This is a genomic window from Vibrio sp. JPW-9-11-11 (genome assembly GCF_013369335.1).
GTDB lineage: Bacteria > Pseudomonadota > Gammaproteobacteria > Enterobacterales > Vibrionaceae > Vibrio.
Genome location: NZ_SZQJ01000001.1, coordinates 84029 through 102582, shown reverse-complemented (window position 1 = coordinate 102582; position 18554 = coordinate 84029). Strand labels below are relative to the sequence as shown.

The 18554-nt window shown below is 42.1% G+C and carries 17 protein-coding genes; all 17 read right to left on the bottom strand.

Going from position 1 to position 18554, the window contains the following annotated elements:
• Nucleotides 1-85 precede the first annotated feature (85 nt).
• Nucleotides 86-1234, bottom strand: coding sequence for an LPS O-antigen chain length determinant protein WzzB (locus FCU94_RS00505; protein WP_176286631.1), 1149 nt, complete (start codon nt 1232-1234; stop codon nt 86-88).
• A 105-nt stretch (nt 1235-1339) separates the two neighbouring features.
• A complete protein-coding gene (locus FCU94_RS00500; protein WP_176286630.1) occupies nt 1340-3274 on the bottom strand; it encodes a polysaccharide biosynthesis protein in 1935 nt (644 codons plus the stop codon).
• A gap of 76 nt (nt 3275-3350) precedes the next feature.
• On the bottom strand, nt 3351-3902 hold the full coding sequence (locus tag FCU94_RS00495; protein ID WP_176286629.1) for a sugar transferase: 552 nt from the start codon (nt 3900-3902) through the stop codon (nt 3351-3353).
• A 2-nt stretch (nt 3903-3904) separates the two neighbouring features.
• Nucleotides 3905-4819 carry an NAD-dependent epimerase/dehydratase family protein gene (locus tag FCU94_RS00490; RefSeq protein WP_176286628.1) on the bottom strand — a complete coding sequence of 305 codons (915 nt, stop codon included), beginning with the start codon at nt 4817-4819 and terminating at the stop codon, nt 3905-3907.
• Between the two features lie 3 nt (nt 4820-4822).
• Nucleotides 4823-5584, bottom strand: coding sequence for a glycosyltransferase family 2 protein (locus tag FCU94_RS00485; RefSeq protein ID WP_176286627.1), 762 nt, complete (start codon nt 5582-5584; stop codon nt 4823-4825).
• Nucleotides 5585-5591: 7 nt separating this feature from the next.
• On the bottom strand, nt 5592-6779 hold the full coding sequence (manA, locus tag FCU94_RS00480; protein WP_176286626.1) for a mannose-6-phosphate isomerase, class I: 1188 nt from the start codon (nt 6777-6779) through the stop codon (nt 5592-5594).
• Nucleotides 6780-6867: 88 nt separating this feature from the next.
• The gene (locus tag FCU94_RS00475) at nt 6868-8313 is read right to left on the bottom strand and encodes a phosphomannomutase (RefSeq protein ID WP_303396527.1); all 1446 of its coding nucleotides are present in this window, start codon (nt 8311-8313) and stop codon (nt 6868-6870) included.
• Complete coding sequence (locus FCU94_RS00470) at nt 8313-9743, bottom strand: mannose-1-phosphate guanylyltransferase/mannose-6-phosphate isomerase (protein WP_176286625.1); 1431 nt, start codon at nt 9741-9743, stop codon at nt 8313-8315. Before FCU94_RS00470 ends, FCU94_RS00475 begins: the two co-directional genes overlap by 1 nt.
• Nucleotides 9744-9767: 24 nt before the next feature.
• Nucleotides 9768-10223 carry a GDP-mannose mannosyl hydrolase gene (locus FCU94_RS00465; protein WP_176286624.1) on the bottom strand — a complete coding sequence of 152 codons (456 nt, stop codon included), beginning with the start codon at nt 10221-10223 and terminating at the stop codon, nt 9768-9770.
• A 28-nt stretch (nt 10224-10251) separates the two neighbouring features.
• Entirely contained in the window at nt 10252-11211 is a 960-nt protein-coding gene (gene fcl / locus FCU94_RS00460; protein ID WP_176286623.1) for a GDP-L-fucose synthase, read from the bottom strand.
• A gap of 82 nt (nt 11212-11293) precedes the next feature.
• Nucleotides 11294-12400: a GDP-mannose 4,6-dehydratase gene (gene gmd, locus FCU94_RS00455; protein WP_176286622.1), complete on the bottom strand. Its 1107-nt coding sequence runs from the start codon at nt 12398-12400 to the stop codon at nt 11294-11296.
• Nucleotides 12397-13338 carry a glycosyltransferase family 2 protein gene (locus tag FCU94_RS00450; protein WP_176286621.1) on the bottom strand — a complete coding sequence of 314 codons (942 nt, stop codon included), beginning with the start codon at nt 13336-13338 and terminating at the stop codon, nt 12397-12399. Before FCU94_RS00450 ends, gmd begins: the two co-directional genes overlap by 4 nt.
• Complete coding sequence (locus FCU94_RS00445) at nt 13322-14134, bottom strand: glycosyltransferase family 4 protein (RefSeq protein ID WP_176286620.1); 813 nt, start codon at nt 14132-14134, stop codon at nt 13322-13324. The genes FCU94_RS00450 and FCU94_RS00445 overlap by 17 nt, the downstream gene beginning before the upstream one ends.
• A gap of 257 nt (nt 14135-14391) precedes the next feature.
• Nucleotides 14392-15717, bottom strand: a complete 1326-nt coding sequence (locus tag FCU94_RS00440; RefSeq protein WP_176286619.1) for a hypothetical protein — start codon at nt 15715-15717, stop codon at nt 14392-14394.
• The gene (locus FCU94_RS00435) at nt 15714-16463 is read right to left on the bottom strand and encodes a hypothetical protein (protein ID WP_176286618.1); all 750 of its coding nucleotides are present in this window, start codon (nt 16461-16463) and stop codon (nt 15714-15716) included. The genes FCU94_RS00440 and FCU94_RS00435 overlap by 4 nt, the downstream gene beginning before the upstream one ends.
• Nucleotides 16460-17266 carry a sulfotransferase family 2 domain-containing protein gene (locus FCU94_RS00430; RefSeq protein ID WP_176286617.1) on the bottom strand — a complete coding sequence of 269 codons (807 nt, stop codon included), beginning with the start codon at nt 17264-17266 and terminating at the stop codon, nt 16460-16462. The genes FCU94_RS00435 and FCU94_RS00430 overlap by 4 nt, the downstream gene beginning before the upstream one ends.
• On the bottom strand, nt 17256-18491 hold the full coding sequence (locus FCU94_RS00425; protein WP_176286616.1) for a protoporphyrinogen/coproporphyrinogen oxidase: 1236 nt from the start codon (nt 18489-18491) through the stop codon (nt 17256-17258). The genes FCU94_RS00430 and FCU94_RS00425 overlap by 11 nt, the downstream gene beginning before the upstream one ends.
• Between the last annotated feature and the right edge of the window lie 63 nt (nt 18492-18554).

Here is an 18554-nt window from a genome sequence, read left to right as displayed (position 1 = left end):
CTGAAATAACCTTTGCAACAATGCCAAAACGCCTCACTGGTTTATGCCAGTGAGGCGTTTTGGCTTTATTGCTGCTTAATAACGATCAGTCGTCTTCGCGGCGAAATGCAAAACGCACTAAAACAATTGCCACACCCAGCATGCCACCGAGGAGAGTGCCGAGGACTGCGATAAGGGCACGTTTGGGCTTATCACGACTAATCGGCGCTTCAATGTCTTCTAAGTAGCGGAAGGTGTTAAATTGAATATTACGATCCACCTTAAGGTTAGCCAACATATCCAGCTTGGCGTTGATTTGCTGCAGGCGAGGCTCGACCACACTGAGGTTTTTCAACGATTGCAGCGCCGCTACTTTAGCCTCAAGCGCTTTGGTTCCCATATCGATGGCAAAAATTTCGCTGTCGCCATTGGTTTGGATTGGGGTATCCACCCCTGCCGCTTTAGCAATGGCGTAAGCATATTGCGCCTTTTCAGCTTCCACCTGAATACGATTTTTCGCTTGCGATTCTAAAATGCGCTTTTGTTGGACCAACTCGTTGCGCTTACCATCAATCATCGCTTGCAAGTTGTTTAACGCATCACTGTGCGCCTTGGCGGTGATCACCTGCATATAATCGGTGAGCAAACGGGCACTGCTTTGTTTAGTGGTGGCTTGAAAGCTAATATCGTAAGGTGAGATTTCTGCTTTTTTGTCCACAACACTAGCCGAGATTTTTTCAAACCACTCGCTATATAGCTTTCTTTCGGCTTCTTTGGCGGCATCGCTGTCAGTATCTGAGCTCAGTTCAAGTTCAGCCTTAAATACTGTAAATTCCTCACTGGCATCAAGAAACGCACGCTTGTTATTACTCGAGGTAAAGGTATCGACTAAACGTTGAAACAGCACTTCGGTATCAATCAAATCATCGAGCTCTTTGCTCACCAATACAGTGCCATCTTCCTGATACACATCAAATACCGGCTGGAATTGCTTTACCTGCTGCTGATAGGCCGCAATATCTTGTGGCTGCGCCTGGGCAATTTTAGCCTTAGATGACCACCACTCCTGCGCCGTTAAGGCATAAATCACCGCCCCTACAGCAAATACAAAGGTGGCAAGAATGATAGTAACTTTGCCATCCCAAAGTGCTTTAAACAGCTCTCTTAAGTCGATTTCATCGCTTTGTTGAAAGGCGCTCGGCACTTGAGGTGGATAAGAAGTTTGAGTCAGAGGTGGTTGGTTTTGCCCGCTCACAATGGTTCCTTTTTATTCGCAATGGGTAATAAAGGTTAGTTAGGCCCGAGGTTACCATAGTCGAAACCAGTTAAATAGCTACACAAATCGAACATTCATCAGCAATTAATGAACAGTACTATCGTCTTGATCCTGTTCATTAAGCTTTCGCCACACTAAATCTCCAATCCCATCAGTGGGATTAAAATCCGTCGGCGCTTCTAATAGCAGCACGCGGATCTGCTCGTGATTGAAGCTATGGCATGCCTCATCGAGCTTAGCCAACAAATCGGTATAGCTATCCAAAGAGAGGTAATCTTCTAACGCCGTCATGATCCGTTGATGCTCAGTGCACTCGACGTTATCGCCAATCAGTAGCTCTTCATAGAGCTTCTCACCTGGGCGCAATCCTGAAAACTCGATGGCAATGTCTCCATGCGGGTTTTGTTCGTTTTTGACTTCTAAGCCAGAAAGATGGATGAGATTCTCTGCCAAATCGGTGATTTTGACGCTCTCACCCATATCCAGTACAAACACATCGCCACCCTTGCCCATGGCACCGGCTTGGATCACCAATTGCGCCGCCTCGGGAATGGTCATAAAGTAGCGAGTGATCTCTGGGTGCGTGACGGTCACCGGCCCGCCAGCGGCAATCTGCTTTTTAAACAACGGGATCACCGAGCCTGATGAGCCAAGCACATTGCCAAAGCGTACCATACAGAAACGGGTGCCGTTAGTTTTGGCGTTTTCTTGTTCCGCCAGCGCTTGCAGCCCGAGCTCTGCCATACGTTTGGTGGTGCCCATCACATTGGTCGGGCGCACCGCTTTATCGGTGGATATGAGAACAAACGACTCCACACCCGCCTCTATCGCTGCCTTGGCAGTATACCAAGTGCCAAATACGTTGTTTCGCACCCCTTCGACCACATTGTATTCAACCAGTGGTACGTGCTTATAGGCCGCTGCATGATACACCGTCTCAACCTGATAGGTTTTCATTGCCGTACTCAAGCGGTTGATGCGCTGCACTGAACCGAGTAGCGGCACTAAGGTGATGTCGAGTTGATGCTCTTCAATCCATTGACTGAGCTCTCGGTCGATTTGGTACAGGCCAAACTCAGACAGTTCAAACAAGATCACGGTTTTAGGTTGATTGAGCAGTATTTGCCGACACAGTTCAGAGCCAATTGAGCCCCCCGCCCCTGTCACCATGACTACCTTGCCCTTGATGTTGGCTTCCATAAGTGCTTGCTGAGGTGCAACCGGATCGCGGCCGAGCAAATCATCAATCGCCACATCTTTTAGCTGGTCAATAGTGGCTTTGCCCTCAACTATGTCTTGCATATCCGGCACGGTAAGCACTTCCACTGGAAGGTGTACTAAAGAGTCTAAAATCGCTTTACGTTTGGCGCGCGAGGCACTCGGCACCGCGAGCAGGATTTGGCTCACCTGCCGTTTTTTCACTTGGTGCGCCACCTTGTTAGTTGCCTTGACTTTCACCCCAAGAATAATGGTGTTATCGAGGGTTGGGTCTTCATCAATAAAGCCAACCACTCTGTGAGTTTCGGATGAGCGCAGCGCCAGTGCCAGTTGCCGGCCTGCAGCGCCTGCACCATAGATGAGTACCCGTTTTTTACCTTTACTGTTAGCCTCACTGACCAACACGCGCACGATTAACCGAGAGCCGCCACTGAGTAAGCACAAAAACGCGCCGTAGATAATAGGAATAGAGCGTGGTATGGGCGCATCGAAGTAAAACGCCAACATCGCCACCATGCTGGCCGAAAACAGCGTTCCGATGCTAACCACCGCCAAGGCATGAAAGGTGAGATAGCGCAGAATTGCGCGATACAAACCGAGTTTAGAGAACACGATAATGGTTGAAGCCCATGTGCCGATAAGCACATACTTAGCGACGGCATCACCTAAAGGAATAATATCGCCAATTCGTACCCAATAAGCGGCATAAAACGCCCCAACAATAAATACGGTATCAATAAAGACACTGATCACACGTTTAGTTGGGCGTGATAAATTCCAGAGGTATTGTAGCCTAGCCATTTTCGAACTCTTTTTATTCTTGTAACGCCAGTATTGTACTGGCGTTTGTGGCTCTTGTCTTGTTTATAGATGCTAACTACTTGACAGCATCTCCTGAGCCACTGCCAGTAGCCGTCATGATGATGTATCGAAAATAGTCTTTTAGTGTCAAGGTATCAATCATGGTTTTGTCGGTTTCTGCTAACAACGCGGGGGTCGACATATCAATGTTTTGAACTTGAGCAAGGCCGGTTATACCTGGCAACACATCGTATACGCCTAAAGCCTCACGCTCTTTAATCAGCTCTTCTTGGTTAAACAAGTTAGGTCGTGGGCCAACTAGGCTCATTTCACCTCTCAACACATTGATCAACTGAGGCAATTCATCGATTTTAGTTTTGCGCAAAAAGCCACCGAGTTTGGTGATCGACGCATTGCTGGCAAGGTGGCTGGCTACGGATTTTGTCTCGACCGTCATAGTGCGAAACTTAATCAACTTAAAAGGTTTTTTATTGCGCCCTACCCGCTCTTGAACAAAGATCGGCGAGCCAGTGTCGAACAAACCAATGACAGTGACAATGAGCAAAATAGGCCATAGGAAAAGCAGTCCAAAAAAAGCTGCGAGGAAATCAATCAATCGAATGAGCATTATTATTTGTCCGAGTTATTTAATGAAGCCATCGCTTGCTCCATCGTCAATGGTGGGTACCAATCCAGAAGATCTTTTGCATTAGAGGAGTCGACTTCTAAATTACCGTATAACTGTTCGATCATGGCTGATTTACCAGTCAGCTTGCCTAAAAATCGCATTATGCTTACCGGTATGGGAAACTGAGTCACCCTTTTGTTCATTCCTGATGCAATAGCATTGGTAAGTTCTTTAGTAGAAACGGCTGCTCCATCGCTTGCCAAAAATATTTGTCCCGCAGCTTTGGGATGAGTCATGCACAACAACAAAAGATCCGACAAATTTTGTACAGAGATGAAGTCACGTCTATTTTTCGCCAACCCAAATGGTAATAAAGGTAATCTCATCACAAGCTTAGTGAGCAAACCAAAGTTCCCCGGAGCATCAGGCCCATAAACCAAGGTTGGTCTGACTATCACAACCTCGATACCCATTTCTTCAGAAAGTCTCTGTAAACCAACTTCGGCTGCATACTTGGATTGTGAATAAGCATTATGCGGATTCACACTGGAATCTGGAGTAAAAGGGCTACTACCTGTAGTTGTACCATTTACTCCAATCGAGCTCACAAAAATAAAACGTTTTACACCAGCCTCCGCAGACATTCGCGCCAAATGGAGCGTACCCTCTACATTGGTTCTGACATAATCGCGCTGATTAGATCGCTTATTGTGTGCCGCACCAGCTAAGTGAACAACAGTATTAATCCCGACAAGCCCTTCTGCCCAATCTGTATCTCCATTGATATCGTCGACCGTGAAGTTATCGCAGCCAAGCAGTGGCTTTCGAGTAACAAGACGAGTTCGAATGTCTGGACCGAGAGCATGAACAAAATGTTTACCAACAAAACCAGTGGCTCCAGTAACAAGAACGTTCATCAATTAAATCCTAACCAATTTTCTTGTAATTAGAGTAAACATCTTGTAAGGCAGCTTCATAGCAACGAAAAACAAATTCGTCTTGACGCCATTCTCTCTACAAGCTCTGACAATTTCCATATTCTGATGAATTCGCCACCGTAAACTACTAGAGCTGATTCCACCTTCTCTCATTTTTACAGTAATCACGGGGACACGTTTTAAGCTGATATTATGAACAACGCATCTTGTGATAAATTCAAAATCAGCGGCCACCCTGTAGGTTAACTTGTAGTCACCCACTGCGTTATAGACTTTTTTCTTAGCATAGAAAGTGGGGTGGGGTAACATAATGCCAAACTTTATTAGAGATCTTTTAAACATTCTTGAGCTATAAAGCCTAGTTATTTTATTCGTGTCTCCTTGGTCAACATAAACAAGATCAGAATATACAGCATCGACATCCGAGCTTACAAAGCCGGCCATTAATTCTGAAACACTTTTTGACGATACAAAAAAATCATCCGAGTTTAGTATGCCAACAACATCACCAGAAGCTAAGTGAATACCTTTATTCATCGCATCATACAGTCCGCGGTCAGGCTCACTGACATGAATGTCAACCACATCAGCGTACTTAGATATAATCGCGTTTGTGTTATCAATGGATCCACCATCAATAACAATGTACTCAATGTCGACGTAATCCTGACTCGCAACTGATTGAATGGTATCCTCGATCGTTGCCTCTGAATTAAAGCAAACCGTAATAATTGATACTTTCATTTCTACCTTAACAATATGCTCTAGCTACTGCGCCTTTACCTTCCAGCTGGTATTCACCTACTGCGGCAGGTAAAGCAACGGATTCCCCTTTTTGAATGACTAAACTCTCATCCTCAACGCGAATGGTCACACTATCCGTCAAAACGAGCAACACTTCCGCTGAGGAGACCGCCAATACAAGGCCATCACTGGGGTGAAGGAGATCAAATTTGAAGTCATCAACAGGTATCGGATAAACAGCGCGCCCTTTTTTACTCGTTGGCTTCATTCTAAGGTGCTCATAGGAGATCGGCTCAAACCTCGTATTGCTTACCAATTCATTAACATCTATGTGTTTAGGCGTTAACCCTGCTCTCAACACGTTGTCAGAGTTCGCCATTACTTCCACACCTAGGCCGTGAATATAGGCGTGAGGTGTCTCTGCATATAAGAACATCGCCTCCCCTGGCTGAAGTTCTATCACGTTTAAAAATAGAGGAGAAAAAATCCCAATATCACTAGGATACAGCGAATGAAAACGCGTCACTAACGCCCATGTTTTATCGATGTTTTGTGAGACAGACAAGCTCTTAATTGACTCAATAAGCTCTGCTATCGCACGCGCTCTCTCCTCCGCTTGCATCGCCAATAGGCCCGAGAAAAAATGCGCTAATGTTGCCGAACTCGGTGAGCGCTTAAACGGCGCAAACAACGAACGAATAGATTCAAGGTTAACCAAATCAAAATATTCAACAATCTGCTCGAACACCCTAAAGCCATTCATGGCTAAGTAGGGCGTGAGTGCATACACGAGTTCAGGCTTATGATTGGCATCTTTGTAGTTACGATGGGGCGCATCGATCGCGATACCGAGTTGGTTCTCTTTGTTAAAACCCAACTCTGCTGCAGCTTTCGAAGGATGGACCTGAATGGATAAAGGCGTTTCTGCCGCCAGCAATTTCATTAAAAAAGGCAGCGTATGACCTGAAGACAACGTACGCTGACCTAACCAAAACTGCGGGTCAGTCTCAATCGCAGACGACAAAGCCACCTCTTCACCACTAATAGAAATGACTGAGCTGGCTGTAGGGTGAGCTCCCATCCACAGTTCCGCTTGAGGCTGATGGTTTGGGTTGGCAATGTTAAAATGTTCACTAAGGGCCTGGCGACTTCCCCAAGCAAAGTTTTTTATCGGGTTCTTTAAAGGATAAATCATGGGCGTACTTACCAAAAATCATCAGGGCTAAATCTCTAGCCCTGATTTCGAGTCAACAAATGGAATGCGGAGCGTTATTGCACAATCATTAATTGCTGTCTTTTATGCGCGTCAAAACCTTGTTGACCAGGCCATCCGCAGTTTGGGTATCATCCGCTTCCGCATAACAACGCAACTCTGGTGCATTGCCCGATGGACGAAGGTGAATAATAGTCTGATTAGACAAAACCAAACGCAACCCATCAGTGCGATCGATCTGCACCACATTGAGCCCTTCAAAACCGAGTTTGACGAGCAAGCCCTCTGGGTCATTGGAGCCCTGCTCTAGCAAACGGCGACTTTTCTCATTCGCAAAATCTTTAATGCGATCGCTACTCGTGAAACGCTGAGGTAGATTTGCCACCAAACGAGTAATACTTGATTTTTTCGCTAGGGACAAAAGCATTAACGCTGGCAATACCGCATCTCTCGTGGGCAGTGCTTTTAAGGTTCGCTCCCCAACCGAGACATCACTGCCGAGCAAATAACCGCCGTTCGCCTCAAATCCAGCAATACGTTGGTATTGCTGTGCCAAAGGCCCAAAAGCTTCAATGACATACGGTGAACCAATTCGTGTTGTCTTTACGGTGCTAAACTCAGGAGAAGCAGCAATCACGGTATTGCAGCTTACAGGCACCGCGACGGCTTCAATATGAAGTGCTTTTGAACAGAGTAAGCCAAGGATATCGCCTCTGAGCCACTCGCCGTTCTCGTCAGCCACAAGCGGGCGGTCGCCATCGCCATCGGTCGAGAAAATAAAGTCGAGATCGTACTGCTTAGACCAAACGCGCGCTTTTTGCTTATCCTCTTCGGCCACCGCCTCCGTATCAATAGGAACAAACTCATTCGTCCTTTCTAGCGAGATCACCTCTGCACCCAACGCTTCAAACAGCGGCTGATAGAGATCGCGTCCTGCACTGGAGTGCTCATAAACTCCGATACGCTTGCCCTTAAGAAAGTCTGCTACAAACAAACGAGCGTAACGCTCTTTATAAACATCACTGGCTTTCTTACTCACTGCCAGCTCAGGGAACGCAGATATAGCTTCAAACGGTGTGGCCTGCGATAAAATAGCCAACTCATCGGCCTTGGTAATTTCACCATCAGGGCGGTAAAACTTGATACCATTTCGGTCAAACGGAATGTGCGAGCCAGTGACCATAATACATGGCATGTTGTCTTGCATTGCGGTATACGCCAAAGCGGGAGTGGGAACAACACCGTAATAGATTGGCTCTACACCTGCATCTTTGAGTGCTTGTACAATCGCTTGAGCCATAGCAGGACTGCTTGGCCGGTTATCGATCGCAACCGCCATATGAGTCACCGAAAACTGGCTCTGCAAGGTCGCTAAAAAGGCATGGGTAAAAGCGGCGCAAACATCGGGCGTAAACTGTGAAACAAGGCCACGGGCGCCACTGGTGCCGAACTGGACCCCTGATGTACGTAAAACTTCGGCGGCAATCAAGGTCGAGTTTATATTGTTCAGATTCATTAGTAGTCACCACCAAATTTCGAAGCCTGCTTATCAAAGCGTACGATATCGTCTTCTTCTAAGTACGAGCCTGAACGTACTTCAATAAGCTCTAAAGGCACTTGCCCTGGATTTTCTACCGAGTGCGGAGTCCCGACCGGAATATACGTTGACTGATTTTCAGTTAGAAGAAAGGTTTCATCACCTTTTGTCACTTTAGCTGTACCTGATACCACAACCCAATGCTCAGCTCGATGGTGATGCATTTGAAGAGCTGTTTTCTCTTTTGGTTTAACTAACACATGCTTCACATGGTAACGCTCTCCTTCAGATACAGTCTCATGGGAACCCCATGGGCGAAACACCTCTTGGTGCTGCTGACATTCGCTGCGGTTTTGAGTTTGAAGTTGGTTGACGATGGCTTTGACATCTTGCACTTTGTCTTTGTCCGCGACTAGAATCGCATCTTTCGTCTCTACGACAATTAGGTTATCCACACCCACTGTGGTAACTAACTTGTCTTGTGCATAGATGTAGCTATTACAAGTGGATTGAGTTAGTACATCTCCTCTAATGGCATTACCCGCCTCATCTTTGTTGTTGACCTCCCACAGCGCCGACCAAGACCCAACATCACTCCAGCTCGCATCCATGGGCACCACCACCGCTTTGTCTGTTTTTTCCATTACAGCAAAGTCTATAGATTCATCCGGTATTTGCTCAAACAACTCCGCTGACATACGGATAAAGTCCAAGTCATCAAAGTGGCTCTCATAAGCGCTTTCACATGCGGCTAAAATATCAGGACGGCAGTTACCGAGCTCTTCCAAGTAGGTCGATGCTTTAAACAAGAACATGCCACTGTTCCAGTAGTAATCGCCGCTTTCGAGGTATTCCTTGGCAGTCGCTAAATCCGGTTTTTCAACAAAGCGTTCGACACTAAAGCCTCGTTGTTCTTGTTCAAGCCTGATCGCCTGCCCTGCTTTAATATAGCCGTAGCCGGTTTCTGGCGCGTTAGCGGTAATGCCAAAGGTGACCATATCGCCACGCTGCGCATAGGGGATCGCTGCTTCTACAGAATCATGAAAAGCCTGGCTATCTTTAATGACATGATCAGCCGCCAGAACCAGCATTATGGCTTGTTGGTCTTTCTCCGCTAAAAATAGAGCCGCGAGCGCAATCGCTGGCGCGGTGTTGCGACCGACAGGTTCTAATAGAATACCGCTATGCTCGGCATTAATACGGCGTAACTGCTCTGCGACGAGAAAGCGGTGTTCTTCATTACAAATGACAAAAGGGGCATTGTGCGCTAAACCGTCCATGCGACTCAGCGTCTGCTGGAGCATAGTCTGCTCACCTGTCACCGCGAGAAACTGTTTGGGGTATTTCGCTCGTGACAGAGGCCACAAACGACTGCCGGAGCCGCCAGCCATTACAATTGGGATCAACATAGTCAACTCGTTATTAAAATTTCATTATTCTTTAAAGTACCATTTGGTATGAAGGTGCACTTTGTCACTGGTCAAAAGCTCGGCTTTGTCGTACCAACGATACCGAGCATGTTGAATATCCAGCGGTAAATTGAGATCACTGCGAACAACCGCTAACCGGTAAGCGATCGCCACATAATGTGTAGAGATCTCGCTACCGAACACACAGTCTTCATACCGATGAGTGTAAGGACCAAGTAACGTCGCTTGAGACATATCGTAGCCAAGGCCCAACTCATCTCTCGTTAAGCGGAGAAAAGCCTGTTCCAGCGTCTCATTTTTAAAGATACGACCACCCGGAACAAACCAAAATCCTTGAGCGGGTCGATTCAAGCGCTCACCCAGGAGGATTTGTCCATTTTCATCCTCAATCACCAAATCTATGGACACGAGTGGCGTACTTTCAATGACGTGAGAAAACCGCTCTTTGCTTAAAAACATATTGTGTGGTCACCTTCTACCCATACGCTTAACCGCGATAGGTCTCTTGGTTTTCTAGAAACCATTGGTACGTCATCGACAAGCCTTCTTCTAGGCTCGTTGTCGCTTCCCAGCCTAACTGTTTGAGGCGAGAGACGTCCATTAATTTGCGCGGAGTACCGTCTGGTTTGGTCGTATCAAATTCAATATCACCCTCAAAGCCAACCACTTTTGCTACGGTTTCCACCAGCTCACGTATAGTGCAATCAACCCCGGTTCCAACGTTAATATGACTTAACATGGGCTCTGTATTCGCTTGATAGATTGCTTGATCTAAATTCATGACATAAATAGACGCCGCCGCCATATCATCCACATGCAAGAACTCTCGCATTGGTTTGCCGCTCCCCCAAGCAACCACCTTAGAATCGCCATTGAGTTTGGCTTCATGGAAACGGCGTAAGAGCGCTGGGATCACATGCGAATTCTCAGGGTGGAAGTTGTCATTCTCGCCATAGAGGTTTGTCGGCATAACAGAGCGGTAATTACGACCATACTGGCGATTGTAAGACTCACACATTTTGATACCGGCAATCTTGGCAATGGCATAAGGTTCGTTGGTTTCTTCCAGGGTACCCGTCAACAAAGAATCTTCACGCATCGGTTGCTGTGCGAACTTAGGGTAAATACAAGAAGAACCTAAGAATAAAAGGTCTTGAACATTATTGAGATGTGCCGAATGGATAATGTTATTTTGAATCGTCAGGTTTTGATAAATAAACTCGGCGGGGTACGTATTGTTGGCAACAATCCCCCCGACTTTTGCAGCTGCAAGGTAAACTTGGTCTATTTGGTGGTCAGCAAAAAAAGCCTCAACAGCTAATGCATCTAGCAAATTTAGTTCGCTGCGATCTTTAGTAATAACTTCCACTGAGCTGTCTTTAGAGAGTTGACGAACGATAGCAGAGCCAACCATCCCCTTATGACCTGCGACAAATACTCTTTTCATACTAGTACCGATAATTTAAATAGAAAAGCAGAGCTTGAATTAAGGAGCTCTGCAATATAAACGAGATAGTATTTATGATTAATTAGCTTTCAAGTGAGATCGCAACTTCAAAACCGTGCTCTTTGAGAACATCGTGTTGTTTTGCCTTGTCGATATCAGAGGCAACCATTTCTGCACACATTTCTTCCACAGTGATTTCTGGAGTCCAGCCAAGTTTGGCTTTCGCTTTACTTGGATCACCAAGCAGTGTCTCAACTTCTGCCGGGCGGAAGAAGCGAGGGTTGACTTTTACAATGACATCTCCAACTTTAACTTTTGGGGTTTTTGTTGCATCAATAGCGACCACAGTAGCAATTTCATCAATGCCTTCGCCGGAAAACTCAAGCTCGATCCCCGCTTCCTTCGCTGATAAGCGAACAAACTCACGCACAGAGATTTGCTTACCCGTCGCAATCACGAAATCTTCAGCCTGATCTTGTTGCAGCATCATCCACTGCATACGTACGTAATCTTTAGCATGGCCCCAATCACGGAGAGCGTCCATATTGCCAAGTTCTAGACAAGATTCCAGACCTTGAGAGATGTTAGCAATAGCACGCGTAATCTTGCGAGTTACAAAAGTTTCACCACGGCGCGGTGATTCGTGGTTAAACAAGATACCATTACACGCGTACATACCATAAGATTCACGATAGTTAACTACAATCCAGTAGGCGTACATTTTCGCTACGGCGTATGGAGAGCGCGGATAAAAAGGGGTGGTTTCACGCTGGGGAATTTCACGAACCTCACCGTAAAGTTCAGAGGTAGAAGCCTGGTAAAAACGCGTTTTCTTTTCCAAACCGTTGATACGAATCGCTTCCAAGAGGCGAAGAGTACCCATGCCATCTGCATCTGCAACATATTCTGGAGATTCAAAAGAAACTGCTACGTGAGACATTGCACCTAGGTTGTAGATTTCATCAGGTTGGATTTCTTTAACTAGTCGAATCAAGTTTGAAGAATCGGTTAGGTCACCATAGTGCAGTTTAATATTGGCGCCAACATTAATCAGCGCATCGATTCGTTCTGTATTATATAGTGATGCTCGGCGAATAAGACCATGAACTTCATATCCTTTATCCAATAATAACTCCGCTAGGTATGATCCATCCTGGCCTGTGATACCCGTTATAAAAGCACGCTTCATATAAAATCACCTTTCTTATTAGTAACAAATCTCAACAATAAACCGTCAATGACTGAGTTCGGATGCAAGAACATTGCGAAAACCGAAGAGACAACCATGCCGAAATAATTCCTATCATTTCTGTATTTCATGTACTTTCTTCGGTAGCGAAGTGATTCTCTGTACATACCTTGGACCAAATGTGATGGCTCTACTTTTTTTAGCCTATTATAAGAAATAGATTTATCGCCACGTAACAGACTCTTTCGAAATTCTTTTGAAAGATATTTGGCTAAACAATACTGTAAATATGCACCTTGATCAAATGTGTTCCCTTGGCGGAATCTTATTTTCATACCAACATAACTCAAATTAACAAGTTTAAAATCATTTAGTATGGCTCTACAAACAAAGTCGTAGTCTTCAACTGGAGGGCAATCGTTGTAGCCACATAGAAAATCGTAGACTTTTCTTCTTGCCAACCAATTATGTGACATTGGATTCCTAAATTTAGCTTCATTAACTATTTGAACGGAATCCGCACCCAAATTATTAACAGCAAAAACACCTTGACTGTTAAAGAACTCGTTGGAAACACCGACAATATCAACATTCATAGATTTAATATAGGACAATTGCTTCTCAATTCTTTCAGGATAAGATATATCATCTCCATCCATTCTTGCTATATAATCACCAGAAGCGTATTTCAAAGCACGATTTAATGTCTTGGATATCTTCAAATTAGTATCGTTACGGAATAATTTTAATCTAGGGTCCTTAGATTGCAAACTCTGCAAAATAGCATATGTATTATCAGTTGATGCATCATCTACTACGATAATTTCTAGGTTATTGTATGTTTGATTAAAAATACTGACAATAGCTTCAGTAATATATTCTTCCACATTATAGGTTGGAACTATCACTGAAATTAGAGGCTCAACTTCTTTTGCCATGGAAAATCACTTCCTCTACACGGTTAACATGTGACAACAATGAATAGTCGTTATAGTAAAAACGAGCATTTCTAAGCATTATCGATTTGAGACGCCTCCTATCTCTGGATAGCCCATTAATAGCATATGAAATTTCTTCAGGGGATTTCACATTAACTAATTGGCCATTTCTATCATTTTCTATCAAGTCGGACAGATAGTTATGCTTTGTAGTAATGACAATATTCCCAAGAGATAGTGCTTCAATAATTGAAATTGGCTGAGCTTCGGTTTTATAAAATGTTGGTAATACCATAATATGATTGTCTAGAAGGAATCTATATTTATCATCTCCGTAGACACCATCCAAGTAAGTTATTCTTTCATCACTCTCTACTCTAGATAAGAAATCATGTTTGAAACTTTCAAAGGGCATTGTACCATCGTCCATAATCTTTCCTGCAACTTTCAACTCAAAGTCACAATCCAAATCATTCAAAGCATCTAAAAGGCACCCGATCCCCTTACTAGCCATCACATTAGAAAAATAACATATCCGAATAGTTGAAAGATCAGAGCTTTCTATATGAGATATTACATCTTCAATTCTATTGTCAAAACCATGAAAATTGGGAACCACTTTAGTCTTAAACGCGTCGCAAAAGTCAAATTGTTCTTTCATAGATTCAGAAAGTACAATATTAGCAGTACTATAACGATAGCATGAGTCAAAAATATATCGCCAAAACCTTGGGATTGAGTTGCGTAATTGTTTTAGGTCTGCGCCATGTAAGTGTAATATTACTGGAATCGACATAGACCGACAAATAAAGATCGCATACAAGTCCCTTAAATGCGAGAGGTTACCTCTAGAGATACTAATGTAGGCTCTGGAAGGATTACTGGACATCAATCTAAATAAAATATGCGGGAATAGCATAATGTTGTAGAGGGTCTTGAGTAGAACATTTGAAGATCTTGATGATGTTGAAACAACAATACAGTTGGAGCTAGTTTTTTCGACAAACTTATTCAAAGCGTAACTCTGGCCAGTAACAGGCCCCTTTGACGGACCTAAAATGAATAGCATTTTCTTTCCCTCGACATAAGTAACATAAAATAATAGCTGACATATAGGATAAATGAAACAGAAAGAATTCTAGAGCAACCTCTCAAATTATATTGTGTTGATAGTAATGATATTAGTAATAGGAACAATACTAATACAGATGTTAAAAGCTTACTTTTGCAAGTATCAAACATCAAAGAAAAAACCATTCCCAAAGTAAAATAGGTTAAAATCAGATAGTTAAATCCCAAAGTGGCCACCAAACCAATAGCAGGTACAGGAACAAATGGGTTAATTTGACTATCGTATATTACCGACAAATCTAACATTGCGCTGGGTAAAGGATTGATAGATGTCCAGAAAATGTCAGAGTCCAAAGTCAACTCATTCACAGAATAATGAACAACTGATACAGAGAAAGAAAGAATGTAATTAAAACCAGAAATTATTGCTCCCCAATCAAGACTTAACGTTACAAGGGACAATAAGTTAGGAAGAAATCCTTGATGAAGATTGACCCTAAAAGACAAGACCGACGTCGCTATTATCATAAAGATAAACGAATACATGCCATAATGCCAAAATCTCTTACGACTAATAAAAGTCCTCACAAAAAAATAAATAACGAGAAGAAGCAAAGTTGTCCTCGATGTAAGACCAAAAAACATGATAAAATTAAGAGAAAACAGTAAATACCTTGCACTTCTACGTTTAACCGCACCTAAAAGAAGAAATGAGAATGGCATTATTATGGTTGCTAAAACTCGATATATACGCTCAGATTCATACTCATATCCTATTCGATACAGAAACAACATAGGATCGTCAAAAGAGAAAAAATAGGCAGAAAATGGAAATAAGATAACAATATATCCAATTAGCGAAGAGGATAGCTTAATCAACTTTTCCTTGAATACTAGAATTGGAATATTTTTAAATCTATCTATCCTTGCATATTCATTTCTCTTTATGAAAAATCTTTTAATTTGCAATGGCATCATAAAGGCTATTGCAGCATAAGTAAATATGTTTAAAGTAGTTCTAACTTCCTCACCACTAGCCCCTTCAAAAAAACCAAATGGGGTATCATATAAATATCCAGTAAATGAAATAATGTAAGTGTAGGAAATAACAGCAAAGTAAAACAACGGTAATATTGTTTGCTTCTCCAACCTGAAATTTATTAAAATCAAAAGTAGGGTAAATCCAGCTAGATAATCAAATCCATAATAACCTGGCACTAAATAATGTAAAAGCGATGACAATATTAAAAGAAAAAAAACGAACCAGCCAACAATAAAGTTGGCATGGAACTTTGAATTAACGTTCATTTTATTGCGGATTTCCAATATTCGCAGATTAGATGATACAGGATAATAAACTTAGACATAAGCCATCCATGTTTACCCATACCTACTTCTATTAGCCTTCTCCTATAATTTCCTGGACCTACCTCCATATCAATTATATTGTTCGCTGTTTCCAAGTCGTAGCTCTGAGGGTAGTCTATATGTTGCTCATTAATTATTTCAATGTTATTGAATTGCAAGGATGATGAATGGTATTTATCTCTAATAATATATTGTAATAGTTCGGTATTGTACCACCAACAAACATCATCATATGTTGTTCTGTAAGGTAACAGCAATTCTTCTTTCAATGCATCTCTATGAAATGCTTGTAACTGCTCATCAATATGATACTGATACTGAACTTTATTTCTAGAAAGGAGCGGTATATTATCTATAATGTGCTGAAGTCTTGAACTTTTAAATTGCACTGGAGCTCCGATTAAAGGTTGGTATTCTATAAGACAGCGTTCAAGATCTTTATGCGAGCCTAGAGTAAAATCTACGTCTTCATCCATAAATATGAAGTACATATAATCATCTCGTTCTAGAGCTTCTGACAATAATCGGTTTCTCCCCGTAGCCCAAGTACTATTTGGATAAAAAATACATCCTTCTTTCTCCTTATCCCAAGTCAATATAATTATGTCAGCGTCTTCAGATTCCCAAGAAAAAAAGACATCTACATTACTAGACCGACCTTGAACCAAATAAACAAACTTCTTCATCTAACTAACACTTCCTTGTACCTATCATAGTCGCTTTTGTATCCGAAACGATTTACATCAGATTTATACCTTTCATAGATATTATTCAAGGTTTCGATAGTATAGTACTTTTTAATTAAGTCAATTTCACCATCATCTGTTGACGTACTGTTTGTCGTGTACATCAACTTTCCAAAATATCCTCTACAAAACTCATTAAGCTTATCTCTGTCCTCAAGAGCTATTATCGTTATATCATTGTCATTCTTTTTCAAATAATAATCAAAACCAAAAGATTGAGATTGAAAGTGGCGCTCTGACAAGCTATCAGGAATTTGGGACAAAACATCAACTACTTCTTCAAATTTCATACTCGATCTAAAAACACCATTGAGGTATTCGCTGTAAGCAAATTCAGGACGGCCACTTCCACGTGGCTTATTGTACTCTTCAAACTTGTTTCTATAAAAGGAAATGGTTCTTAAAAAAGGATTCCTGCATACAAATAGCTTTTGGTAACCTTGATGCTCAACAGTTAAGGATTCAGAGAAAATAGATTCGTTCGAGTTAACAATCTTATGTAGCTCATGGTCTGATCCAATAGATTTTCTACTTTCATATTCATAAATAAGTTTCTTGATTGAAGAACATCCATTTTTAGCGATAGGAATGTATAATACTTTCGCTCTATCACTTTTAACTACACCATTACAATCTATAGAATTAATAAAGCTTGCAAAGATGATCCTGTAAAATGAAACCAAGATTCTTTTGGTTTTTTTTAGTCCAAGAATCACTATTTTTAACTTGAAATTAAAATTCATTTTTGTAAATCCTCTTCAACCTCTCGACCAATTCAAATGACTTTTGAATGCAAATATCCATATTATAATATTCCCAATGGCCAAATCGACCGTGTGAATATACACCATGGGTTTCTAGGGTTTTTATAAGTTGTTCTGACTTCTGTCTTGTTTCTTCTTCGAATACTACATAAGCATGACTTGATACATTATAGGATATAGGCTTGATCAACTGATGAATTTCCTTTCCACTATTAACCATCTCGTCGTAATCTACCTCTCCAACCGCCTCTGTTATCGCAATATTCCTTTTTGGACGAATAAATGACCCGATATTTATTAGTCGATGAAACTTAAACTTCTCTTCAGGGTAATATAACCATGTTTCCTCTATTTCATTAGTCTCCCAAAGCATCGTAGTTACTTTATTATACTTCAGAGCTTTACAAAGCTCATTCTCTTCTCGACTTAACGATACCACATTACATATTTCGTTTAATGGTATCGTAGAGATGACAAAATCGAACTTTAACTCATCATTGATAATACCATTATTTATACTCTTTACCTCAAACGACTTAGTAATTTTTAGACCTTGAGAAAGCGCTTCGATAAACTCATTTTGACTACCAGACTTTGGATAATAGAAGCTAGCATGTGGCATGAAATCTTGTTGAGGAGTAAACAAGCTCTGAGCAACTTGTTTTTTGTTTGGTAGAGGGAGTTTGTCTGATACCCAAGTCGAAGACATTTGACTTGGCTCTCTTCCCCAAATTTTCCGATTGTAAGGAATAAAATACCTATCTGATAACGTAGTACCAAAACTATCTTTAAACCAACTCGCCAGGTTGTCGTTTAAGCTTCCTCCTGGCGCAGTCATAAAATCTACCAGGGCATCACTCGCCAAGTCTTGGTCTACTTTGGCCAAAGCATGTAAATTTAACTCAATAGGGTATGGTATCAAACTTGATTGAAATGATATCTTTGCATTTCTATTGATTTTATTCCATTTGTCCTTGGGTAGAACTTCCTCAAATACAAACTTTTTAACCGCATCATATTTACTATTGAAACAGTGTCCTCCTACAGTATGATAAGGCCCATAACCTTCAATATCTGTTACACGCGCTATACCACCGATAGTGGAAGACTTTTCAAAAACATGAACATTAGCCCCTTCTTTTTGTAACATTTTTGCCACAGAAAGGCCCGAAATTCCTGCCCCTACAACTGCAATATTCAACATTTACACACTCCCTAATAAGCTTTTTTATATGTTATATGTCAGGTAGATTATTTATCGATTATT

Bases quoted from the DNA above. Each gene is read 5' to 3' on its own strand.
- FCU94_RS00495 (WP_176286629.1), bottom strand. From the start codon at position 3,902: ATGCTCATTCGATTGATTGATTTCCTCGCAGCTTTTTTTGGACTGCTT.
- FCU94_RS00440 (WP_176286619.1), bottom strand. From the start codon at position 15,717: ATGAACGTTAATTCAAAGTTCCATGCCAACTTTATTGTTGGCTGGTTC.
- FCU94_RS00475 (WP_303396527.1), bottom strand. From the start codon at position 8,313: ATGAATCTGAACAATATAAACTCGACCTTGATTGCCGCCGAAGTTTTA.
- FCU94_RS00435 (WP_176286618.1), bottom strand. From the start codon at position 16,463: ATGAAGAAGTTTGTTTATTTGGTTCAAGGTCGGTCTAGTAATGTAGAT.
- gmd (WP_176286622.1), bottom strand. From the start codon at position 12,400: ATGAAGCGTGCTTTTATAACGGGTATCACAGGCCAGGATGGATCATAC.
- FCU94_RS00430 (WP_176286617.1), bottom strand. From the start codon at position 17,266: ATGAATTTTAATTTCAAGTTAAAAATAGTGATTCTTGGACTAAAAAAA.
- FCU94_RS00450 (WP_176286621.1), bottom strand. From the start codon at position 13,338: ATGGCAAAAGAAGTTGAGCCTCTAATTTCAGTGATAGTTCCAACCTAT.
- FCU94_RS00500 (WP_176286630.1), bottom strand. From the start codon at position 3,274: ATGGCTAGGCTACAATACCTCTGGAATTTATCACGCCCAACTAAACGT.
- FCU94_RS00445 (WP_176286620.1), bottom strand. From the start codon at position 14,134: ATGTCGATTCCAGTAATATTACACTTACATGGCGCAGACCTAAAACAA.
- manA (WP_176286626.1), bottom strand. From the start codon at position 6,779: ATGATTTATCCTTTAAAGAACCCGATAAAAAACTTTGCTTGGGGAAGT.
- FCU94_RS00470 (WP_176286625.1), bottom strand. From the start codon at position 9,743: ATGTTGATCCCAATTGTAATGGCTGGCGGCTCCGGCAGTCGTTTGTGG.
- FCU94_RS00490 (WP_176286628.1), bottom strand. From the start codon at position 4,819: ATGAACGTTCTTGTTACTGGAGCCACTGGTTTTGTTGGTAAACATTTT.
- fcl (WP_176286623.1), bottom strand. From the start codon at position 11,211: ATGAAAAGAGTATTTGTCGCAGGTCATAAGGGGATGGTTGGCTCTGCT.
- FCU94_RS00485 (WP_176286627.1), bottom strand. From the start codon at position 5,584: ATGAAAGTATCAATTATTACGGTTTGCTTTAATTCAGAGGCAACGATC.
- FCU94_RS00465 (WP_176286624.1), bottom strand. From the start codon at position 10,223: ATGTTTTTAAGCAAAGAGCGGTTTTCTCACGTCATTGAAAGTACGCCA.
- FCU94_RS00425 (WP_176286616.1), bottom strand. From the start codon at position 18,491: ATGTTGAATATTGCAGTTGTAGGGGCAGGAATTTCGGGCCTTTCTGTG.